At 63.9% G+C, this 17,517-nt stretch carries 15 protein-coding genes and 1 pseudogene; 12 read left to right on the top strand and 4 right to left on the bottom strand.

Going from position 1 to position 17,517, the window contains the following annotated elements; translation table 11 throughout:
- Positions 1-18 precede the first annotated feature (18 nt).
- From CUR85_RS10710 to CUR85_RS10730, 5 genes are all read left to right on the top strand, one after another.
- The gene (locus CUR85_RS10710; RefSeq protein ID WP_067268548.1) at positions 19-588 is read left to right on the top strand and encodes a DNA-3-methyladenine glycosylase I; all 570 of its coding nucleotides are present in this window, start codon (positions 19-21) and stop codon (positions 586-588) included.
- Between the two features lie 169 nt (positions 589-757).
- Positions 758-1,378 (top strand): 30S ribosomal protein S4, encoded by a 621-nt coding sequence (gene rpsD / locus CUR85_RS10715; RefSeq protein ID WP_067262232.1) that lies wholly within the window; start codon positions 758-760, stop codon positions 1,376-1,378.
- 182 nt (positions 1,379-1,560) lie between these two features.
- A complete protein-coding gene (hisC, locus tag CUR85_RS10720) occupies positions 1,561-2,643 on the top strand; it encodes a histidinol-phosphate transaminase (RefSeq protein ID WP_067262230.1) in 1,083 nt (360 codons plus the stop codon).
- Positions 2,643-3,563, top strand: a complete 921-nt coding sequence (locus CUR85_RS10725; protein WP_067262228.1) for a prephenate/arogenate dehydrogenase family protein — start codon at positions 2,643-2,645, stop codon at positions 3,561-3,563. The genes hisC and CUR85_RS10725 overlap by 1 nt, the downstream gene beginning before the upstream one ends.
- Entirely contained in the window at positions 3,560-4,354 is a 795-nt protein-coding gene (locus CUR85_RS10730) for an extensin-like domain-containing protein (protein WP_280322632.1), read from the top strand. Before CUR85_RS10725 ends, CUR85_RS10730 begins: the two co-directional genes overlap by 4 nt.
- Positions 4,355-4,361: 7 nt before the next feature.
- On the opposite strand, the gene CUR85_RS10735 is transcribed toward CUR85_RS10730, so the two are convergent.
- Entirely contained in the window at positions 4,362-5,369 is a 1,008-nt protein-coding gene (locus tag CUR85_RS10735) for a DUF2125 domain-containing protein (protein ID WP_067262226.1), read from the bottom strand.
- A 66-nt stretch (positions 5,370-5,435) separates the two neighbouring features.
- Between CUR85_RS10735 and CUR85_RS10740 the strand changes: the two genes are divergently transcribed.
- From CUR85_RS10740 to CUR85_RS10750, 3 genes are all read left to right on the top strand, one after another.
- Positions 5,436-5,966: a gamma-glutamylcyclotransferase gene (locus tag CUR85_RS10740; RefSeq protein ID WP_067262222.1), complete on the top strand. Its 531-nt coding sequence runs from the start codon at positions 5,436-5,438 to the stop codon at positions 5,964-5,966.
- A gap of 71 nt (positions 5,967-6,037) precedes the next feature.
- On the top strand, positions 6,038-7,237 hold the full coding sequence (locus tag CUR85_RS10745; protein WP_067262221.1) for a biopolymer transporter ExbB: 1,200 nt from the start codon (positions 6,038-6,040) through the stop codon (positions 7,235-7,237).
- Positions 7,237-9,174, top strand: a complete 1,938-nt coding sequence (locus CUR85_RS10750) for a peptidoglycan -binding protein (protein WP_067262220.1) — start codon at positions 7,237-7,239, stop codon at positions 9,172-9,174. The genes CUR85_RS10745 and CUR85_RS10750 overlap by 1 nt, the downstream gene beginning before the upstream one ends.
- Before the next feature lie 15 nt (positions 9,175-9,189).
- On the opposite strand, the gene CUR85_RS10755 is transcribed toward CUR85_RS10750, so the two are convergent.
- The 3 genes from CUR85_RS10755 to gloB form a co-directional block, all read right to left on the bottom strand.
- Positions 9,190-10,143 (bottom strand): M23 family metallopeptidase, encoded by a 954-nt coding sequence (locus CUR85_RS10755; protein WP_067262219.1) that lies wholly within the window; start codon positions 10,141-10,143, stop codon positions 9,190-9,192.
- The gene (gene clpA / locus CUR85_RS10760) at positions 10,140-12,461 is read right to left on the bottom strand and encodes an ATP-dependent Clp protease ATP-binding subunit ClpA (RefSeq protein WP_067262217.1); all 2,322 of its coding nucleotides are present in this window, start codon (positions 12,459-12,461) and stop codon (positions 10,140-10,142) included. Before clpA ends, CUR85_RS10755 begins: the two co-directional genes overlap by 4 nt.
- A gap of 175 nt (positions 12,462-12,636) precedes the next feature.
- Complete coding sequence (gene gloB, locus CUR85_RS10765; protein WP_067262216.1) at positions 12,637-13,404, bottom strand: hydroxyacylglutathione hydrolase; 768 nt, start codon at positions 13,402-13,404, stop codon at positions 12,637-12,639.
- A gap of 63 nt (positions 13,405-13,467) precedes the next feature.
- Here gloB and CUR85_RS10770 point away from each other — a divergent pair.
- The 4 genes and pseudogenes from CUR85_RS10770 (at position 13,468) to CUR85_RS10785 (ending at position 17,504) form a co-directional block, all read left to right on the top strand.
- Positions 13,468-14,213 (top strand): annotated as a pseudogene (locus CUR85_RS10770) (methyltransferase domain-containing protein).
- A 294-nt stretch (positions 14,214-14,507) separates the two neighbouring features.
- Complete coding sequence (locus CUR85_RS10775) at positions 14,508-15,068, top strand: F0F1 ATP synthase subunit delta (RefSeq protein ID WP_067262214.1); 561 nt, start codon at positions 14,508-14,510, stop codon at positions 15,066-15,068.
- Positions 15,069-16,607, top strand: a complete 1,539-nt coding sequence (gene atpA / locus CUR85_RS10780) for a F0F1 ATP synthase subunit alpha (protein ID WP_067262213.1) — start codon at positions 15,069-15,071, stop codon at positions 16,605-16,607.
- Positions 16,608-16,622: 15 nt separating this feature from the next.
- Positions 16,623-17,504 carry a F0F1 ATP synthase subunit gamma gene (locus tag CUR85_RS10785; RefSeq protein ID WP_136720392.1) on the top strand — a complete coding sequence of 294 codons (882 nt, stop codon included), beginning with the start codon at positions 16,623-16,625 and terminating at the stop codon, positions 17,502-17,504.
- Positions 17,505-17,517 lie beyond the last annotated feature (13 nt).

Raw genomic sequence — 17,517 nt, forward strand, 5'->3', positions numbered from 1 at the left:
GCGCAGAGGGGGCCGAAGATGCAGCGCTGTGACTGGGCCGGGGATGACCCGATTTACCAAGCTTACCATGACACCGAATGGGGCGTGCCCGAATACGACAGCCGCGCGCTTTGGGAGAAGCTGATCCTTGACGGGTTTCAGGCGGGGCTGAGCTGGATCACGATCCTTAAAAAACGCGATAATTTCCGTGCGGCCTTTGCCGGGTTCGATCCACACCAGATTGCTGAATGGGGCGAGGCGGATGTGCTGCGCCTGCTGGGTGATCCGGGCATCATCCGCCACCGGGGCAAGATCGAGGCCGCCATCACCAACGCCCGCGCATGGCAGGAGTTGGAGGTGCGCGAGGGGTTCGACGCCTTCATGTGGCGCTATGTTGATGGCAAACCGCTGCAAAACCGCTTTGCCACACAGGCCGAGGTGCCGCCGAAGACCGCCTTGTCCGAGCAGGTGAGCAAAGACCTGAAGAAAGCCGGTTTCAAATTCTGCGGGCCGACGATCACCTATGCCTGGATGGAGGCCTGCGGGCTGGTGAACGATCATATCCTGACCTGTCACCGCCACGCGCCCTGTGCTGCGATGGCACGGTAGGGGCGGGGCGGATCAAATTCGCCGAAAATCCCCCGTTGACTCCCCGCCATGGCCCCGTATAAGCGCCCCTTCATTGGTGTTGGTGGACCCGCAAGGGGAAGCCTGTCGGGCTTCGGCCAAAGGACAACGCCCTTTACCGCCCCTCGGGGCCTTATAAAGGAGATCAGCCGTGACAAAACGCACAGCTGCCAAGCACAAACTAGACCGCCGTATGGGCGAAAACATCTGGGGTCGTCCGAAGTCCCCGGTGAACCGTCGTGAATACGGCCCCGGCCAGCACGGCCAGCGCCGCAAGGGCAAAATGTCGGACTTCGGCATTCAGCTGCGTGCCAAGCAGAAGCTCAAAGGCTACTACGGCGACCTGACCGAGAAGCAGTTCCGTCGCATCTTCGGCGAAGCCGAGCGCGTCAAGGGCGACACCGGTGAAAACCTGATCGGCCTGCTGGAGCGCCGTCTGGACGCCGTTGTTTACCGCGCCAAATTCGTGCCGACCGTTTTCGCCGCACGCCAGTTCGTGAACCACGGCCACGTCAAAGTGAACGGCCGCAAGGTCAACATCCCCTCCTACCGCGTGAAAGAGGGTGACGTGATCGAAGTGCGTGACCGTTCCAAGCAGCTGACCTCGGTTCTCGAAGCCGTGCAACTGCCCGAGCGTGACGTGCCGGACTACCTTGAGTGCGACCACTCAAAAATGACCGCGACTTTCGTGCGCACACCGAGCCTCGGCGACGTGCCGTATCCGGTTGTGATGGAGCCGAACCTCGTCGTGGAATTCTACGCGAAGAACTAAGCTTCTTCGCCTGTCGAATGCCAAAGGCCGCGTGGTGCAAACCGCGCGGCCTTTTCTTTTTGCGCAGAGGGGCGGGCAGCAGGGCAACAGCCTGTCCGCTGGCGCCGCGGATGCAGAATGATTCTGGCATCACCGCGACACCCCCGATAGAAGGGCGGCAGTAGCGTGAGGATGAGAGCGAGATGACACAGATCGCACCGCAACCGGGCATTATGGAGATCGACCTTTATCAAGGGGGTGCGGCGCATGTCGCGGGCCTTGAGAATGTGGTCAAGCTCAGCTCGAACGAGAACCCGCTAGGGCCCAGCCCCGCCGCCGTCGAAGCCTATCGCCGCGCGGCCTATGACCTGCATCGCTACCCATCCTCCGACCATAGCGCCCTGCGCGCCGCCATTGCCGAGGTTCTGGACCTCGATGCCGAGCGGATCATCTGCGGCGCGGGCTCGGATGAGATCATCGCCTTCCTCTGCCAAGCCTATGCCGGCCCGGGCACCGAGGTGGTGCACACCGAGCACGGCTTTGCCATGTACCGCATCTCGGCCCTCGCCGCGGGCGCGACGCCCGTCGAGGTGCCCGAGCGTGAGCGGGTGACCGATGTCGATGCCATCCTCGCCGCCTGCACCGAGGCGACGCGGCTGGTGTTCATCGCCAACCCCAACAACCCCACCGGCACGATGATCGGTCTGGCCGAGCTTGAACGTCTGGCCGAGGCGCTGCCGCCGCAGGCGCTTCTGGTGCTCGACGGGGCCTATGCCGAATATGTCGAGGGCTATGACGGTGGTGCCGCACTTGTCGACCGGCGCGACAATGTGGTGATGACGCGCACTTTCTCCAAGCTCTATGGGCTGGGCGGGCTGCGCATTGGCTGGGGTTATGGGCCGGGCCATGTGATCGACGTGCTGAACCGGGTACGCGGCCCGTTCAACCTGTCGCAGGCCGCGCTCAACGCCGCCGAGGCGGCGATGCGTGACCGCGCCTATACCGACCATTGCCGCGCCGAGAACGCCCGCTGGCGCACCTGGCTGGCCGATGCGCTGGCCGAGATCGGCGTGCCCTCGGACGTCTCGCTCGCCAATTTCGTGCTGGCCCGCTTCGCCAATCAGGCGGAGGCCGAGGCCTGCGACGACTACCTCAAGACCCAAGGGCTGATCGTGCGCCGGGTGGCGGGCTACAACCTGCCCAACTGTCTGCGCATCACCGTGGGCGATGAGAGCGCCTGCCGCCGCGTCGTCCATGCCGTGCGGCAGTTCAAAGGGGGTAACTGATGGCGCAGGTCTATGACAGGGTCGCCCTGATCGGGTTGGGGCTGATCGCCTCCTCGCTGTTCTGGGCGATGAAGCGCGGCGGTCTGGCGGGCGAAGTCACTGGCTATGCCCGCAGCGACGAGACCCGCGCCACGGCGCGTGAAATCGGGCTTTGCGACCGGGTCTGCGACAGTGCTGCTGAGGCCGTCGCGGGCGCCGATCTGGTGGTGCTCTGCGTGCCGGTGGGCGTCATGGGCGCCGTGGCCGCCGAGATCGCACCGCATTTGGCGCCGGGTGCCACGGTGACGGATGTGGGTTCGGTCAAGGCCGACGTGATCGCGCAGGTCGGGCCGTATCTGCCCGACGGTGTGCACTTCATCCCCGGCCACCCGCTGGCGGGGACCGAGCATTCCGGCCCGCGCAGCGGCTTTGCCGAGCTCTTCGACAACCGCTGGTGCCTGCTGGTCCCCGTGGAAGGCACCGACAAGGACGCCATCGCGCGGCTCCGCGCGCTCTGGGAAGGGGCGGGCGCCAATGTTGAGGAGATGGACGCCGAGCATCACGATCTGGTGCTGGCCGTCACCTCCCACGCGCCGCACCTCATCGCCTATACGATGGTGGGCGTGGCCGACGATCTGCGCCGGGTGACCGACAGCGAGGTGATCAAGTATTCCGCCGCCGGTTTCCGCGACTTCACCCGGATCGCGGCAAGTGACCCGACAATGTGGCGCGATGTCTTTCTGACCAACAAGGACGCGACGCTGGAAATCCTTGGCCGTTTCACCGAAGAGCTTTTCGCCCTGCAACGCGCCATTCGGACCGGCGACGGCGATCATCTGCACGCCTATTTCACCCGCACCCGCGCGATCCGGCGCGGCATTATCGAGGCGGGGCAGGATACCGACGCGCCCGATTTTGGCCGGGGCGCGCCCAAGTCGTGACGGGCTGGGCTGTCCTGCCGCTGATCATGCTGGGGCAAATTGCCCTGGCTGCGGGGCCGGACAGTTCTGAGCGGCCCGTGGCGCGTCAGCAGGGGGATAGCTTGCGGGTGAGCGTCGCCCCCGGCGGCGCGATCGCCCCGCCCGAACGTGATCCCGTCGCCCGTGCCGCCGCCGAGGGCGGGCAGGGGATGAAAGCATCGCTCCGTCCCACCCTGCGCAGCGCCAAGGTCGAACAGGCCGCCCGTGCTCGCCAGCGGATGTTGGCCAAGGGCGCGGTCTGCGGTGATCTGGCAATTCAGGGCAAGCGGGTAGGCCGGGTGGCGGGCCGGATCAACGGTTGCGGGATTGAGGATGCGGTCAAAGTCCGCTCGGTCTCGGGCATCCGGCTTAGCACCGCGGCGGTGATGGATTGCACCACGGCAAAGGCGCTGAACACATGGGTGCGCCAATCGGCGGTGCCTGCTTTGGCGGGGCAGGGCGGCGGGCTGAAGGAGCTCAAGGTCGCCGCGCATTACGCCTGTCGGACGCGGAACAACCGCAAGGGCGGTAAGATTTCCGAACATGGCAAGGGCCGCGCGATCGACATTTCCGGGTTTGAACTGGCGGACGGCAGCACGATCAGCCTGCTGAAGGGCTGGCGCGCGCGGCGCAGCAGCGCGGCTTTGCGCCGGATGCATCGGGGTGCCTGCGGGCCGTTTGGCACGGTGCTGGGGCCAGAGGCGGACCGCTTTCACCAAGACCACTTTCACTTCGACACGGCGCGCTATCGCAGTGGTAGCTACTGCCGCTAAGCGGCCGTTAGGGCTGGATCAACCGCGGCGCGGGGCCAAGCGGGATCCCCGCCAGCATCATCTGACCATCCGTAAAGATCAGGTCGAGGTCCAATCCGCCCGGCGTGCCGCCCCGCGCTTCCAACAGCCGCAGCATGGTGTCGACCTGCCCGCGCATCGACGGTGGCAGAAAGCCCGCACGTTCGCCCGCGTCCAGCAGTTTGGTCCAATTGGTGACCCGCAGGCTCAGCACCCCATCGGGAATGCCCGCGGGGTCAAAGGTGAGCGCCCCCTCGGCGCCCAAAGCCACCTCGCCCCAAGCGGCATCCACATTCTCAACCGTCAGCGCGTCGATCTGCGGCAGGGTGCCTGCCATCGCGCTGTGCCGGTCCAGCGGGCGGGCAAAGGTTACGGCCATCCGCGCCGAGAGGATCGGCTGCCCACCGGGCTGGCCCGCGCCATCGCCCAAAACCTTGCGTAGCAAGGGGCCGGGGGTGATGCCGCCGGGCAGCAGCGCGATGGCATAATCCCGCGCCGCACTGCCCGATTGCGCGATCCGCATCCGCGGCTCTTCGGCCTCCAGCAGCAGCCCGTCGGGGCCGTCGACCTCAAGATGCGTGCTGCGAAGCGCCATCGCCTCCAGCTGAAGCGAGGTGCCGGGATGCAGTTCCAGATCGGCGCGCAGGTCGCGCATCTTTAGCGTTAGGGGTAGGGCGCCTGCGGGCAGGTCTGCAACTGCAACGGGCGCGCGGGCGGAGAGATCTCCGGGCCACCAGACCGGGGCGGAGAGATCAAGCTGCGGGGCTTCGAATGCCAGACCGCGGGCCGGGTCTGCCACGGCAAACCCGCTCAGCCGGTTTTGCAAGGACAGGGGAAAGCCCGCTTTGTCGATCTCTTTGAGCGTCACCTCCCAACCCGCCGCGCGGCGGGTGTCGAGCAGGCGGGTCAGGGTGCTTTGCATCTGCGTCGTGGCGGCAGCCCACCACGCACCCCAAAGTGCGGCGAGCACAATCAGCAGCCAAACCAATTTCCGCATTTCGATAGCCCTTCAAATCGTGCTTCAGATGCGGTTTACCGAAGGCCAGCAGAAAGGACCAGCAGGATGACAATGTGGGTATTTGGCTATGGCAGCCTCTTGTGGAACCCCGGTTTTGAGGTAGCGGAAAGCGTGATCGCGACGCTGCCGGGCTATGCCCGATCGTTCTGCATGCGCTCGATCCATCACCGGGGCACGGTCGAACAGCCGGGGCTGGTGCTGGCGCTTGACGAATCCGTCCGCTCGGCCTGCGAAGGGATGGCGATGCGGGTCGCCGCGGGGCAGGAGGCGCAGACGCTGGAGTACCTGCGCGAGCGTGAGCTGATCTCTTCGGCCTATGTCGAGAAAAACCTCACCGTGCATCTGACCGATGGCCGCGACGTGGAGGCGGTGACCTATGTGATCGACGCGGCGCATGAGCAATATTGCGGCGGGCTGCCCTTGGAAGAACAGGCGCAGATCATTGCCCGCGCCGTAGGCGGACGCGGACCAAATACCGAGTATTTGATCAACACCGCCGTGCATCTGTCCGAAGTGGGCTTGCATGACCCCGCGTTGGAGTGGTTGCATGATCGGGTGAAGGCGTTGACCTCATAAAAACTTGGCAACTCTTTGCCGTTTCAGTGTAAGCTGCGGCAAGAGCAGAACAAAGGGTCAGGAAAGGCCGCATGGCACAGCCAGACCGCAAAGCAAAACCGCAGTTTTCACAACCGGTGCGTCAGATTTCTCTGATGCTGATCGCGCTCGGCCTCACAGGGGCCGGGGTCTTTCTGGCGCTGCCACGGGTGCTGCCGATCTTTGCCGCGAACCCATGGCTGAATGGGGTCATCATCTTTGTCTTCATCGTCGGTGTGCTCGCCTGTTTCTATCAAGTGATGCAGCTTATCGGCTCGGTCCGCTGGATCGAGGATTTCGCCGCTGGCAATGCCGAACCCGACGCCAAGCCGCCGCAATTGCTTGCACCTTTGGCGTCGCTTTTGCGCCAACGCGGCGCGCGGATGCAGGTCAGCACGACCTCCACCCGGTCGATCCTCGATTCCGTCGCCTCGCGCATTGACGAAGTGCGCGAGATCACGCGCTATATTGTCAACATGTTGATTTTCCTCGGCCTTCTGGGGACGTTCTACGGGCTGGCCACGACCGTTCCGGCGGTGGTCGACACGATCCGCTCCCTCGCCCCCGGTGAGGGGGAGGCGGGCGTCGATGTCTTTGGCCGCTTGATGACCGGTCTTGAGGCGCAGTTGGGCGGCATGGGCGTGGCCTTCGGCTCCTCGCTTCTAGGGCTTGCGGGCTCTCTCGTCGTGGGGCTGTTGGAGCTTTTCGCGGGCCACGGGCAGAACCGTTTCTATCAAGAGCTGGAAGATTGGCTGAGTTCCATCACGCGGGTCGGGCTGACCTCGGGCGACGATGTGAGCGACCAGAACATCATGGCCAGCGTGATGGACCAGATGGTCGAACAGATGGCCGAGATGCAGCAGATGTTCACCCAATCCGACGTCAGCCGCGCCATGGTCGACGACAAGCTGGGCAAGCTGGCCGATGCCGTGGACCGGATGACCACGCGGATGGAACATGACACCACCACCACCAGCGCGCTGGAGCGGGTGGCCGATGGGCAAGACCGGTTGATCGCCACGCTCGAAGGTCAGGTCGCGGGCGAAGGGATCGACGCGGAAAGCCGGATGCGCCTACGCTCCATCGACGTGCAGATGCTGCGTATTTTGGAAGAGATTTCTGCCGGGCGGCAGGAAACCATGGCCGAATTGCGCAAGGATATCTCCTTGCTGGCCAAGGCGCTCTCCGGGCAACGCGCCCCTGAGGCCCGCCGCATGCGGGCCAGCGATATCCCCGGTGGCGGGGACCAGTAATGGCACTTTCCCGGCGGACAGGCGCACGGTTTCAGGGCTCCATCTGGCCGGGGTTCGTCGATGCGATGACCGGGCTCTTGCTAGTTTTGATGTTCGTGCTGACCATCTTCATGGTGGTGCAATTCGTCCTGACAGAGCGGATCAGCGGGCAGGAAAGCGAGCTTAACGAACTGGCCGGAGAGGTTGCGGCCCTTGCCCAAGCGCTTGGCGTCGAAGAGCGCACCACCGCGCGGCTGGAGGCGCGGCTTGGCGCGCTGAATGCCTCACTGAACGACGCGCGTGATGAGGTGTCGCGGCAAGAGGCGGTGATCGCCGGGCTGACCTCCGAACGCGACGCGCAAGCGGCTGCCTTGCAAGCGGCGGAGGCTGAGATCACCGGGTTTGAGGCGCGGGTGGCCGCGCTTTTGGCCTCGCAGGCGGAAGATCAGGCGCGGATCGGTGACTTGGAAGACCGCGAAGCCGCGCTGTTGGATGAGCAAGAGGCGCTGAACCTCGCGCTCAGCGCCGCGCGGGAGGAGATCGACGCGCAGGCGGAAACCGCCCGGCTCGCCGCCGCGAAACGCGAGGCGTTGGATGCGCTGGTGGCCGATCTGCGGGCGCAGAACGCCGAAGCCGAGGCCGAAGTCGCCGCCCTCAATGCCGAGGTGGCGGAGGCCGAAGAGGCGCTCAGCGCCGAGGAAGCCGCCCGTCTGGCCGAAGCCGCAGCGGCGCAGGCCCTGCGCGACCGGCTGGAGGATGCGGATGCGGAATTGACGGCCATGACCCTCTCGCTTGAGGCGCAGCGCAAGAAGGCCGAAGAGACGCTGACCCTTTTGGCCGCTGCCCGCGCGGCGCGCAGCGATCTCGACAGTGAGCTTGCCGCAGTACTGCTGCGGATGGAACGACTGGAGGAGAGCGGCGCGGGTCTGGAGGCCGAACGCGCCGCGCTGGCCGAAGAGTTGGAAGCCGCGGAAGGCACCGAAGAGGACCTGCGTGCGCGGCTGGCGCAGGCCGAGGCGACTGAGCAGGCCCTGAACGCCCGTCTGGCCGAGGCGCTGGCCCGTGTGCAGAGCCTTGAGGAAGAGGGCGAAGCGCTGAGCGGCACGCAGTCGGATCTGCGCGAACGTTTGGCGCAGGCGCTGGCGGCAAAACTCGCGGCGGAGACTTTGGCCGAGGATAAGACCACCGCCGCCGAACGCCGCGCCGCCCTTTTGGCCCAGGCCGAAGAAACGCTGGCCGAGGAGAAAGCCGTGAGCGCGGCGGCGCAGCGGCAGACCGAATTGCTGAACCAGCAAGTCGCGGAACTGCGCGCGCAATTGGGGAACCTACAGGCGCTGCTCGATGACGCGGTGGCGCGGGATGCGGCGAAATCGGTGGAATTGCAATCGCTTGGCTCCGAGTTGAACACCGCGCTGGCGCGGGTCGCGGCGGAGGAACGCCGCCGCGCCGAGTTGGAGGCGGCAGAGCGCAAGCGGCTTGAGGAAGAGAGCAAGAACCTCGCCCAGTACCGCTCGGAATTCTTTGGGCGGTTGCGTGATCTGCTGGGCAATCAGGAGGGAGTGCGGATCGAAGGCGACCGTTTCGTCTTCTCCTCCGAGGTGCTTTTCGCGCCGGGCAGCGCGGTGCTGAGCCAAGACGGGGAGGGTGAGATTGCCAAGGTGGCGGGCATCCTGCGCAGCGTGGTAGACGACATCCCGCCCGAGATCGATTGGGTGATCCGCGTCGATGGTCATACCGACAATGTGCCGCTTTCCGGCTTTGGAGAGTTTGCGGACAACTGGGAACTCAGCCAAGCGCGGGCGCTGTCGGTGGTCAAATATATGGTCAATTTCCTCGGCATCGCGCCGGATCGTTTGGCTGCCAATGGCTTTGGCCAGTATCAGCCCGTGGCCGAGGGCAATACCGAAGCCGCGCGGGCGCAGAACAGGCGGATCGAGTTGAAGTTTACTGAGAAGTAGGCAGGCAGCCCCGGCCTATCGCAGGGTCAGAACGCCAGTCTTTTCGTCAATCACACGGCCCTCGCGCAGCAGGGTGACTCTGCCCGTATAGCGCCCGGCTGGCCATGGCGCAGAAGCCGCGCGTTTGCCAATGGCGCGAAAGGCTTGTGCCTGCGGCTTCTCCATCAGCACATCCCTTTCGATGACCGTGCCTTTTGGCCCCGCGAGGCTGAGGCGCAGCACGTCATCCTTTCGCGTGCCATAGCTGTAGCCGTAGATGACCAAGGCAGACGCATCCTTTGGCAGGCTGTCGCGATTGGCTTCGCCCGCCTTGATCTCATCATAGCTGGGCACGCGGTCGGCAAAACCAAGGGCGATCAGCCCGCCGGGGCGGTAGGGCGGGGTGTCTTGCCAAAGGGTTTTGCGCGGTTCGATGTCACAACTATGGCCTTCGGGGGCAAATGGATCGACGGGCTTGCCGTGATGGCGCAGCGACAGGTGCAGATGCGGAAAGGCAGCTTTGCCGGACTGGCCAACGAGGCCGAGAGGCTCGCCAACCGCCACCTCCTGCCCTTCCTGCACGCGGAGCGAGCCGCGGCGGAGGTGGCAGTATTGCGTCTCCCAGCCGTCGCCGAGATCAATCACCACGCCGTTGCCGCATTCGCGCCCTTGGACCTCCGAAAGCGGCGCGCCATCTGGCATCCCGTCCCGCAGCCCTTTGACCACCCCCGCCGCTGCGGCGCGCACGGTCACGCCCGCGGCCATCGCCGCGCGGTCGGGCAGGGCGAAATCCGTGCCCTTGTGGCCGTCATAGGTCAGGCCGGAACAGCGGTAGTCCTCTGCGCCGCCGCTCGGGTCTCGGTCCATATATTGTTGGATGTGGCAGTCCTGCCCAAGGGTGCAATCCAGCGGGAAGGCCAATTGCAAATCCTCCGCCAGCGCAGGGCTGGCGGAGGAGAGGATCAGGGCCAGTACGGCCCGATAGATCATTCCGCGGTGAGCAGCGGGGGGCGGTCACCGGAAAGACGCTTGCTTTCGCTGCCCAAGACCTTGAGCGTCAACTCATCATCCTTGACGCCGACCTTGACGACACCGCCCTTGGCCAGCTTCCCAAAGAGCAGCTCCTCGGCCAGCGGCTTCTTGATGTGCTCTTGGATCACGCGGCCCAAGGGACGCGCGCCCATCTTGTCGTCGTAGCCCTTGTCGGCGAGCCATTCGGCGGCCTTCTTCGACAGTTCGATGGTCACGTTGCGGTCCATCAGCTGCGCTTCGAGTTGCAGCACGAACTTCTCGACCACCCGCAGGATCACCGATTTCGGCAGCGGTGCGAAGGAGATCACGGCGTCCAGACGGTTGCGGAACTCCGGCGTGAAGGTCCGCTCGATGGCGGCGGTATCCTCGCCCTCGCGGCGGTCGCGGCCAAAGCCCACTGCCGCTTTGGCCTGTTCGGAGGCACCCGCATTGGAGGTCATGATCAGCACCACATTGCGGAAATCCACCGTGCGGCCATTGTGGTCGGTCAGCTTGCCGTGGTCCATCACCTGCAACAGGATGTTGTAGACGTCCGGGTGCGCCTTTTCCATCTCGTCGAGCAGCAGCACGCAATGCGGATGCTGGTCCACGCCATCGGTGAGCATGCCGCCTTGGTCAAAACCGACATAGCCCGGAGGCGCGCCGATCAGACGGCTGACCGCGTGTTTCTCCATATATTCCGACATGTCGAAACGCAGCAGTTCCACGCCAAGGGTGTCGGCCAATTGCTTGGCGACCTCGGTTTTACCCACGCCAGTGGGGCCAGCGAAGAGGTAGTTGCCGATGGGCTTGTCCGGCTCACGCAGACCTGCGCGGGACAGTTTGATCGCCGAAGACAGCGCCACGATGGCGTCGTCCTGACCAAACACCACCCGCTTGAGAGAGCTTTCCAGATCTTTCAGCACCACCACATCGTCTTTGGAGACATTCTTCGGCGGGATGCGGGCGATCTTGGCCACCACGGCCTCGACCTCCTTGGTGCCGATGGTCTTGCGGCGCTTGGAGGCGGCGACGAGGTGCTGGGCGGCACCGGCTTCGTCGATCACGTCGATCGCGCTATCGGGCAGCTTGCGGTCGTTAATGTAGCGATGCGCCAGTTCGACGGAAGTCTTGATCGCGTCGGAGGTGTATTTGACGCTGTGATGCTCCTCGAAATAGGGCTTGAGCCCCTTGAGGATTTTGGTGGCGTCTTCGACCGAAGGCTCGCTCACGTCGATCTTTTGGAACCGGCGGCTCAGCGCGCGGTCCTTCTCGAAGTGCTGGCGGAACTCCTTATAGGTGGTGGAGCCCATGGTGCGCAACTTGCCGCCCTGAAGCGCGGGCTTCAGCAGGTTGGAGGCATCCATCGCGCCGCCCGAAGTAGCACCGGCACCAATTACGGTGTGAATTTCGTCGATGAACAACACGGCGTCCTTGTGATCCTCAAGCTCGGTCACCACGGCCTTGAGCCGCTCTTCGAAGTCACCGCGGTAGCGGGTGCCCGCCAAGAGCGCGCCCATGTCGAGCGAGTAGATCGTGGTATTGGCCAGCACCTCAGGCGTTTCACCGGCGACGATCTTGCGCGCCAGCCCTTCGGCAATGGCGGTCTTGCCGACACCCGGATCACCCACCAGAAGCGGGTTGTTCTTGCGACGGCGGCAAAGCACTTGAATGCAGCGCTCAACCTCGCCCTCCCGGCCGATCAGCGGGTCTATGTCGCCCTCGCGGGATTTGGCGTTGAGGTCCACGCAGTATTTCGCCAGCGCGGATTCCTTCTTGTCGCCGTCGGTGACGCCTTGGGCCTCTTCCTCGGTCTCGGGCGCGCCTGTGACGGGGCGGGATTCCCCATATGCCGGGTCTTTGGCGACACCATGGGCGATGAAGTTCACCGCGTCATAGCGGGTCATGTCCTGCTCTTGCAGGAAATAGGCGGCGTTGCTCTCACGCTCGGCAAAGATGGCGACCAGCACGTTGGCGCCCGTCACCTCGGTTCGGCCCGAGGATTGCACATGGATTGCGGCGCGCTGGATCACGCGCTGGAAAGCCGCCGTTGGCACCGCTTCGGAACCGTCGATGTCGGTGATCAGATTGCTGAGATCATCGTCGACGAATTCCACCAGCGTATCGCGCAGGTCAGAGACATCGACGGAACAGGCTTTCATGACCTGCACGGCATCGGGTTCATCGAGCAAGGCCAGCAACAGATGTTCAAGCGTTGCGAATTCGTGGCGGCGGGCATTGGCCAGCGCGAGGGCCGCGTGGATTGCCTGCTCAAGTGTAGTCGAGAATGAAGGCACGGGCGTGCTCCTTTTCGATCGGGGTCGGTGAGGTGCTGAGATGTCTCAGGCCCCGGTCCGACCATGGCCTCATAGTATTAGAGTTTGGTTGATCATCGCCCATCTTCAAGAAGATTCTGGTCCGAATCGGTCACATTTGCCGTGAGCGAGGACTTTGAGCCATGATTGCAGGCGCTCAGAACTGGTCTTTTCGCCTGCGGATTTCGGTGAACACTTCCGTGTCGGTGGCGTCTGGCATCCCCAAGGTCGCGCGGATGGCCGGGTCGGCGGGGCGCAGGAAGGGATTGGTTTCTAGTTCCAGTGAAAGCGACGAGGGGACGGTCGGCTGCCCCTTGGCGCGGGCGCTGTCGATGTCCTTGGCCCTTGATATAAGGGCGGGATTGTCCGGATCAACGGTCAGGGCGAATTTTGCGTTGGCGGCGGTATATTCGTGGCCCGAGCAGATCGTCGTGTCACGGGGCAGGGCGGCCAGCTTTTGCAGGCTTTCCCACATCTGCGCGGGCGTGCCTTCAAAGAGGCGGCCGCAGCCGAGCGCCATGAGGCTGTCTGCGGTAAAGGCCGCCTTGGCTTGGGGCACGTGAAAGGCGATATGGCCCACGGTGTGGCCCGACACATCGAGCACTTGGGCCGCAAGCGCGCCCAGCTCAACGCTGTCACCCTCGGCCACCGCGCGGTCGAGCGGGGGCAGGCGGTGGGCATCATCCTTGGCGCCGATCACCTCGGCGGGGAAGCGGGTGAGCAGTTCGGCCAGACCTTGAACGTGGTCGGGGTGGTGGTGGGTCAACCAGACTTGGCTCAGCGTCCAGCCGCGGCGGTCAAGCTCTGCCATGATCGGCGCGGCCTCGGGCACGTCGATCAGCGCCACCGCGCCGCTGTCATGGTCCCGCAGCAGAAAGGCGTAGTTGTCCGACAGACAGGGAATCGTGACCAGATCAAAGGCCATGGCGTCTTACCTCGCTGTGTTGTTATGGTCCGTTAAGAGTGACACTCACCAAGGCGGGCTGCAATGCATCTTGATGTACAGGATCTGCGCAATTTCTATTATCGCAGCGCGTTGGGACGTGCGGCGCAGAAATCCCTGCGCGGGCGGTTGTTGGAGCTTTGGCCCGAAGCGAAGGGCCAGACCGTTGTCGGCTTTGGCTTTGCCGCGCCCCTGCTGCGCCCCTATCTGGCGGATGCGCGGCGGGTGATGGTCCTGATGCCCGGCCCGCAGGGGTGATGCCTTGGCCGGCGGGGATGCCCAACACCTCGGTCCTGACGGAAGAGACGCTTTGGCCGGTCGAGACGGGGGCGGTGGATAAGCTGGTGCTGATGCACGGGCTCGAAACCTCTGAGCGGCCCAGTGAACTGCTGGACGAATGCTGGCGCGTGCTGGGGCCGGGGGGCAAGGCACTGTTCATCGTGCCAAGCCGCGCGGGCATGTGGGCACGGCGGGACCGCACGCCTTTCGGCTATGGGCGGCCCTATTCGCCGGGGCAGTTAGAGACGCAGTTGCGCAAGCATCAGTTCCTGCCGGAACGGCACCTCGGCGCGCTTTACCAGTTCCCGTCGCAGCAGCGAATCTGGATGAAGTCGGCGCCTTTGTTCGAGAAAATCGGACGTCAGATGCCGACGATGATGGGCGGCGGCGCGATCTTGGTGGAGGCCACGAAACTGGTTTACCCGCCGCGAGGTCGTCCGCAACGCAGCACCGCAAGGCGCGCCATCGGGGTGTTGGAGGGGATGGCAGAGCCGCAGGCCAAACCCGTCTAAACGCCTCAGCGCCTTGTAGACTTAGCGCATGCAGCGAGCGAGGGGGCTGGATTCGTGGGCCTGCTCCAGCGGTGGTCGGGGTGGCATTTTTCTGCGGCAAAGAGCCGCGATAGGCCGCAGCCCTTGCAATATTGCAGCACGCCGCGACATTACCTGCCTATACTGTGTTGCCGGGCGTGAACCTGTCTGCTACATCGCCCCTGATTTAGACGTCTTGGGTAACTTCAAGCCGCGCCAACTGCTGGTGACGCGACATCTTCGCATATCCGGCGCTTATTGAACGAGAGGATGGACGTGTCCGAACCTGCTTCCATTTCCACCGGTATCGCGGAACGTTATGCGACAGCCGTGTACGATCTGGCCCGCGAGGCCAATCAGGTCGATGCCATCGAGGGCGATCTTACCGCGCTTGAAGCGGCATTGAACGACAGCGACGATTTTCGCCGCCTGACCACTTCGCCGCTCTATACCCGCGAGGAGCAGGAACAGGCGATCAAGGTGCTGGCCGAAAAGATGGGCCTGACCAAGACCATGGCGAACACGCTGCAACTGATGGCGCAAAAGCGCCGCCTGTTCGCGCTGCCCGCGCTGGTCAAAGCGCTGCGCGAGACCATTGCCGAAGCCAAAGGCGAAATCACTGCCGAGGTCACAACGGCCAAGGCACTGACGAAGACACAGTCGGACAAGCTGGCGAAATCGCTGACCGCTTCCACCGGCAAAAAAGTATCACTTCATGCGACCGTTGATGAAAGCCTCATCGGCGGTCTTGTCGTCAAAGTGGGCTCGAAGATGATCGACACCTCGATCCGCTCCAAGCTCAATTCCCTCCAGAATGTAATGAAAGAGGTCGGATAAATGGGTATCCAAGCAGCAGAGATTTCTGCGATCCTGAAGGACCAGATCAAGGATTTCGGTCAGGAAACCGAAGTGGCCGAAGTGGGTCGCGTTCTCTCCGTCGGTGACGGTATCGCCCGCGTCTATGGTCTGGACAACGTTCAGGCCGGTGAAATGGTCGAATTCCCCGGCGGCATTCAGGGCATGGCCCTGAACCTCGAAGCCGACAACGTGGGTGTCGTTATCTTCGGCTCCGACCGCGACATTACCGAAGGCGACACCGTCAAGCGCACCAACTCCATCGTGGACGTGCCAATCGGTGACGAACTGCTGGGCCGCGTTGTTGACGGTCTGGGCAACCCCATCGACGGCAAAGGCCCCATCGGCGCCACCAAGCGCGGCATCGCCGACGTGAAGGCACCGGGCATCATCCCGCGTAAATCCGTGCACGAGCCGATGGCCACTGGCCTCAAGTCCGTTGACGCCATGATCCCGATCGGCCGTGGCCAGCGTGAGCTGATCATTGGCGACCGTCAGACCGGCAAGACCGCCGTCGCGCTCGACGCGATGCTGAACCAGCAGCAGGTCAACGAAGCCGCTGGCGACGACGAGAGCAAGAAGATGTACTGCGTCTACGTCGCGATCGGTCAGAAACGCTCGACCGTGGCGCAGCTGGTGAAAAAGCTCGAAGAGACGGGCGCGATCGACTACTCCATCGTCGTGGCCGCCACCGCTTCCGAGCCCGCGCCGATGCAGTTCCTCGCGCCCTATGCCGCCACCGCGATGGCCGAGCATTTCCGCGACAACGGCCGCCACGCGCTGATCATCTACGATGACCTCTCCAAGCAGGCCGTGTCCTACCGTCAGATGTCCCTGCTGCTGCGCCGCCCGCCGGGCCGCGAAGCTTACCCGGGCGACGTTTTCTACCTCCACTCCCGCCTGCTTGAGCGTTCCGCGAAGCTGGGTGACGAAGCTGGCAACGGCTCTCTGACCGCGCTGCCGATCATTGAGACCCAGGGTGGCGACGTGTCCGCCTTTATTCCGACCAACGTGATCTCGATCACCGACGGTCAGATCTTCCTTGAGACCGAACTGTTCTACCAAGGCATCCGTCCCGCCGTGAACACCGGTCTGTCGGTTTCGCGTGTTGGCTCCTCGGCCCAGACCAAGGCGATGTCCTCGGTCGCCGGTCCGGTGAAGCTGTCGCTGGCCCAGTACCGCGAAATGGCGGCCTTCGCGCAGTTCGGCTCCGACCTCGACGCCGCGACCCAGCAGCTGCTGAACCGTGGTGCGCGTCTGACCGAACTGATGAAGCAGCCGCAGTACGCGCCGCTGACCAACTCGGAAATCGTCTGCGTGATCTACGCCGGTACCCACGGCTATCTCGACAAGGTGGACATCTCGGACGTTGGCCGCTTCGAAGCGGGTCTGCTGGCGCATCTGCGCAGCAAGCATGACGACCTTCTCAAGGACATCACCAACAACGACCGCAAGGTCAAAGGCGAGTTGGAAGAGAAGATCAAAGCCGCCATCGACGGTTTCGCCGCCGACTTCGCTTAAACGGGAGATAAGGCAATGCCAAATCTCAAGGACCTGAAGAACAGGATCTCGTCGGTCAAATCGACCCGCAAGATCACCAAGGCCATGCAAATGGTTGCCGCGGCGAAACTTCGCCGCGCGCAGGAGGCTGCCGAGGCTTCGCGTCCCTATTCTGAGCGGTTCAATGCCGTGATGGCAGGGCTCGCGGCCAGCGTCGGCGGTTCCGACAGCGCGCCCAAGCTGCTCAGCGGCACGGGTGAAGACAAGGTGCATCTGCTGGTGGTCATGACCGCCGAACGCGGGCTGTGCGGCGGCTTCAACAGCAACATCGCGAAGAAGGCCAAGGCCCATGCGCGCGATCTGCTGGCCCAGGGCAAAGAGGTGAAAATCCTCACCGTTGGTAAGAAGGGCCGCGACGCGCTGCGCCGCGATCTGGGCGATCATCTGGTGGGCCATGTTGACCTCAGCGAAGTCAAAAAGATCGGCTACGGCGACGCGCAGAACATCGCGCAGGACGTGCTGAACCGCTTTGACGCGGGCGAATTTGACGTGGCGACGATCTTCTACGCGAAGTTCGTCAACGTGGTCATGCAGACGCCGACGGCGCAGCAGATCATCCCCGCCAAATTCGACGGCGAAGAAGGCGACGACAGCGCAGCGTCCACATTGTTCGACTATGAACCCAGCGAAGAGGCGGTCTTGGCCGACCTTCTGCCGCGCGGGGTCGCCACGGCGATCTTCTCGGCTCTGCTGGAGAACGGTGCATCCGAACAGGGTGCCCGGATGTCGGCGATGGACAACGCCACACGCAACGCGGGCGAGATGATCGACAAGCTGACCATTGAGTACAACCGCTCGCGTCAGGCTGTCATCACCAACGAGCTGATCGAAATCATTTCCGGCGCGGAAGCGCTGTAAGCAAATCGGAGAC

Origin of the sequence: Sulfitobacter faviae (genome assembly GCF_029870955.1) — a bacterium.
GTDB classification, from domain to species: Bacteria; Pseudomonadota; Alphaproteobacteria; order Rhodobacterales; family Rhodobacteraceae; genus Sulfitobacter; species Sulfitobacter faviae.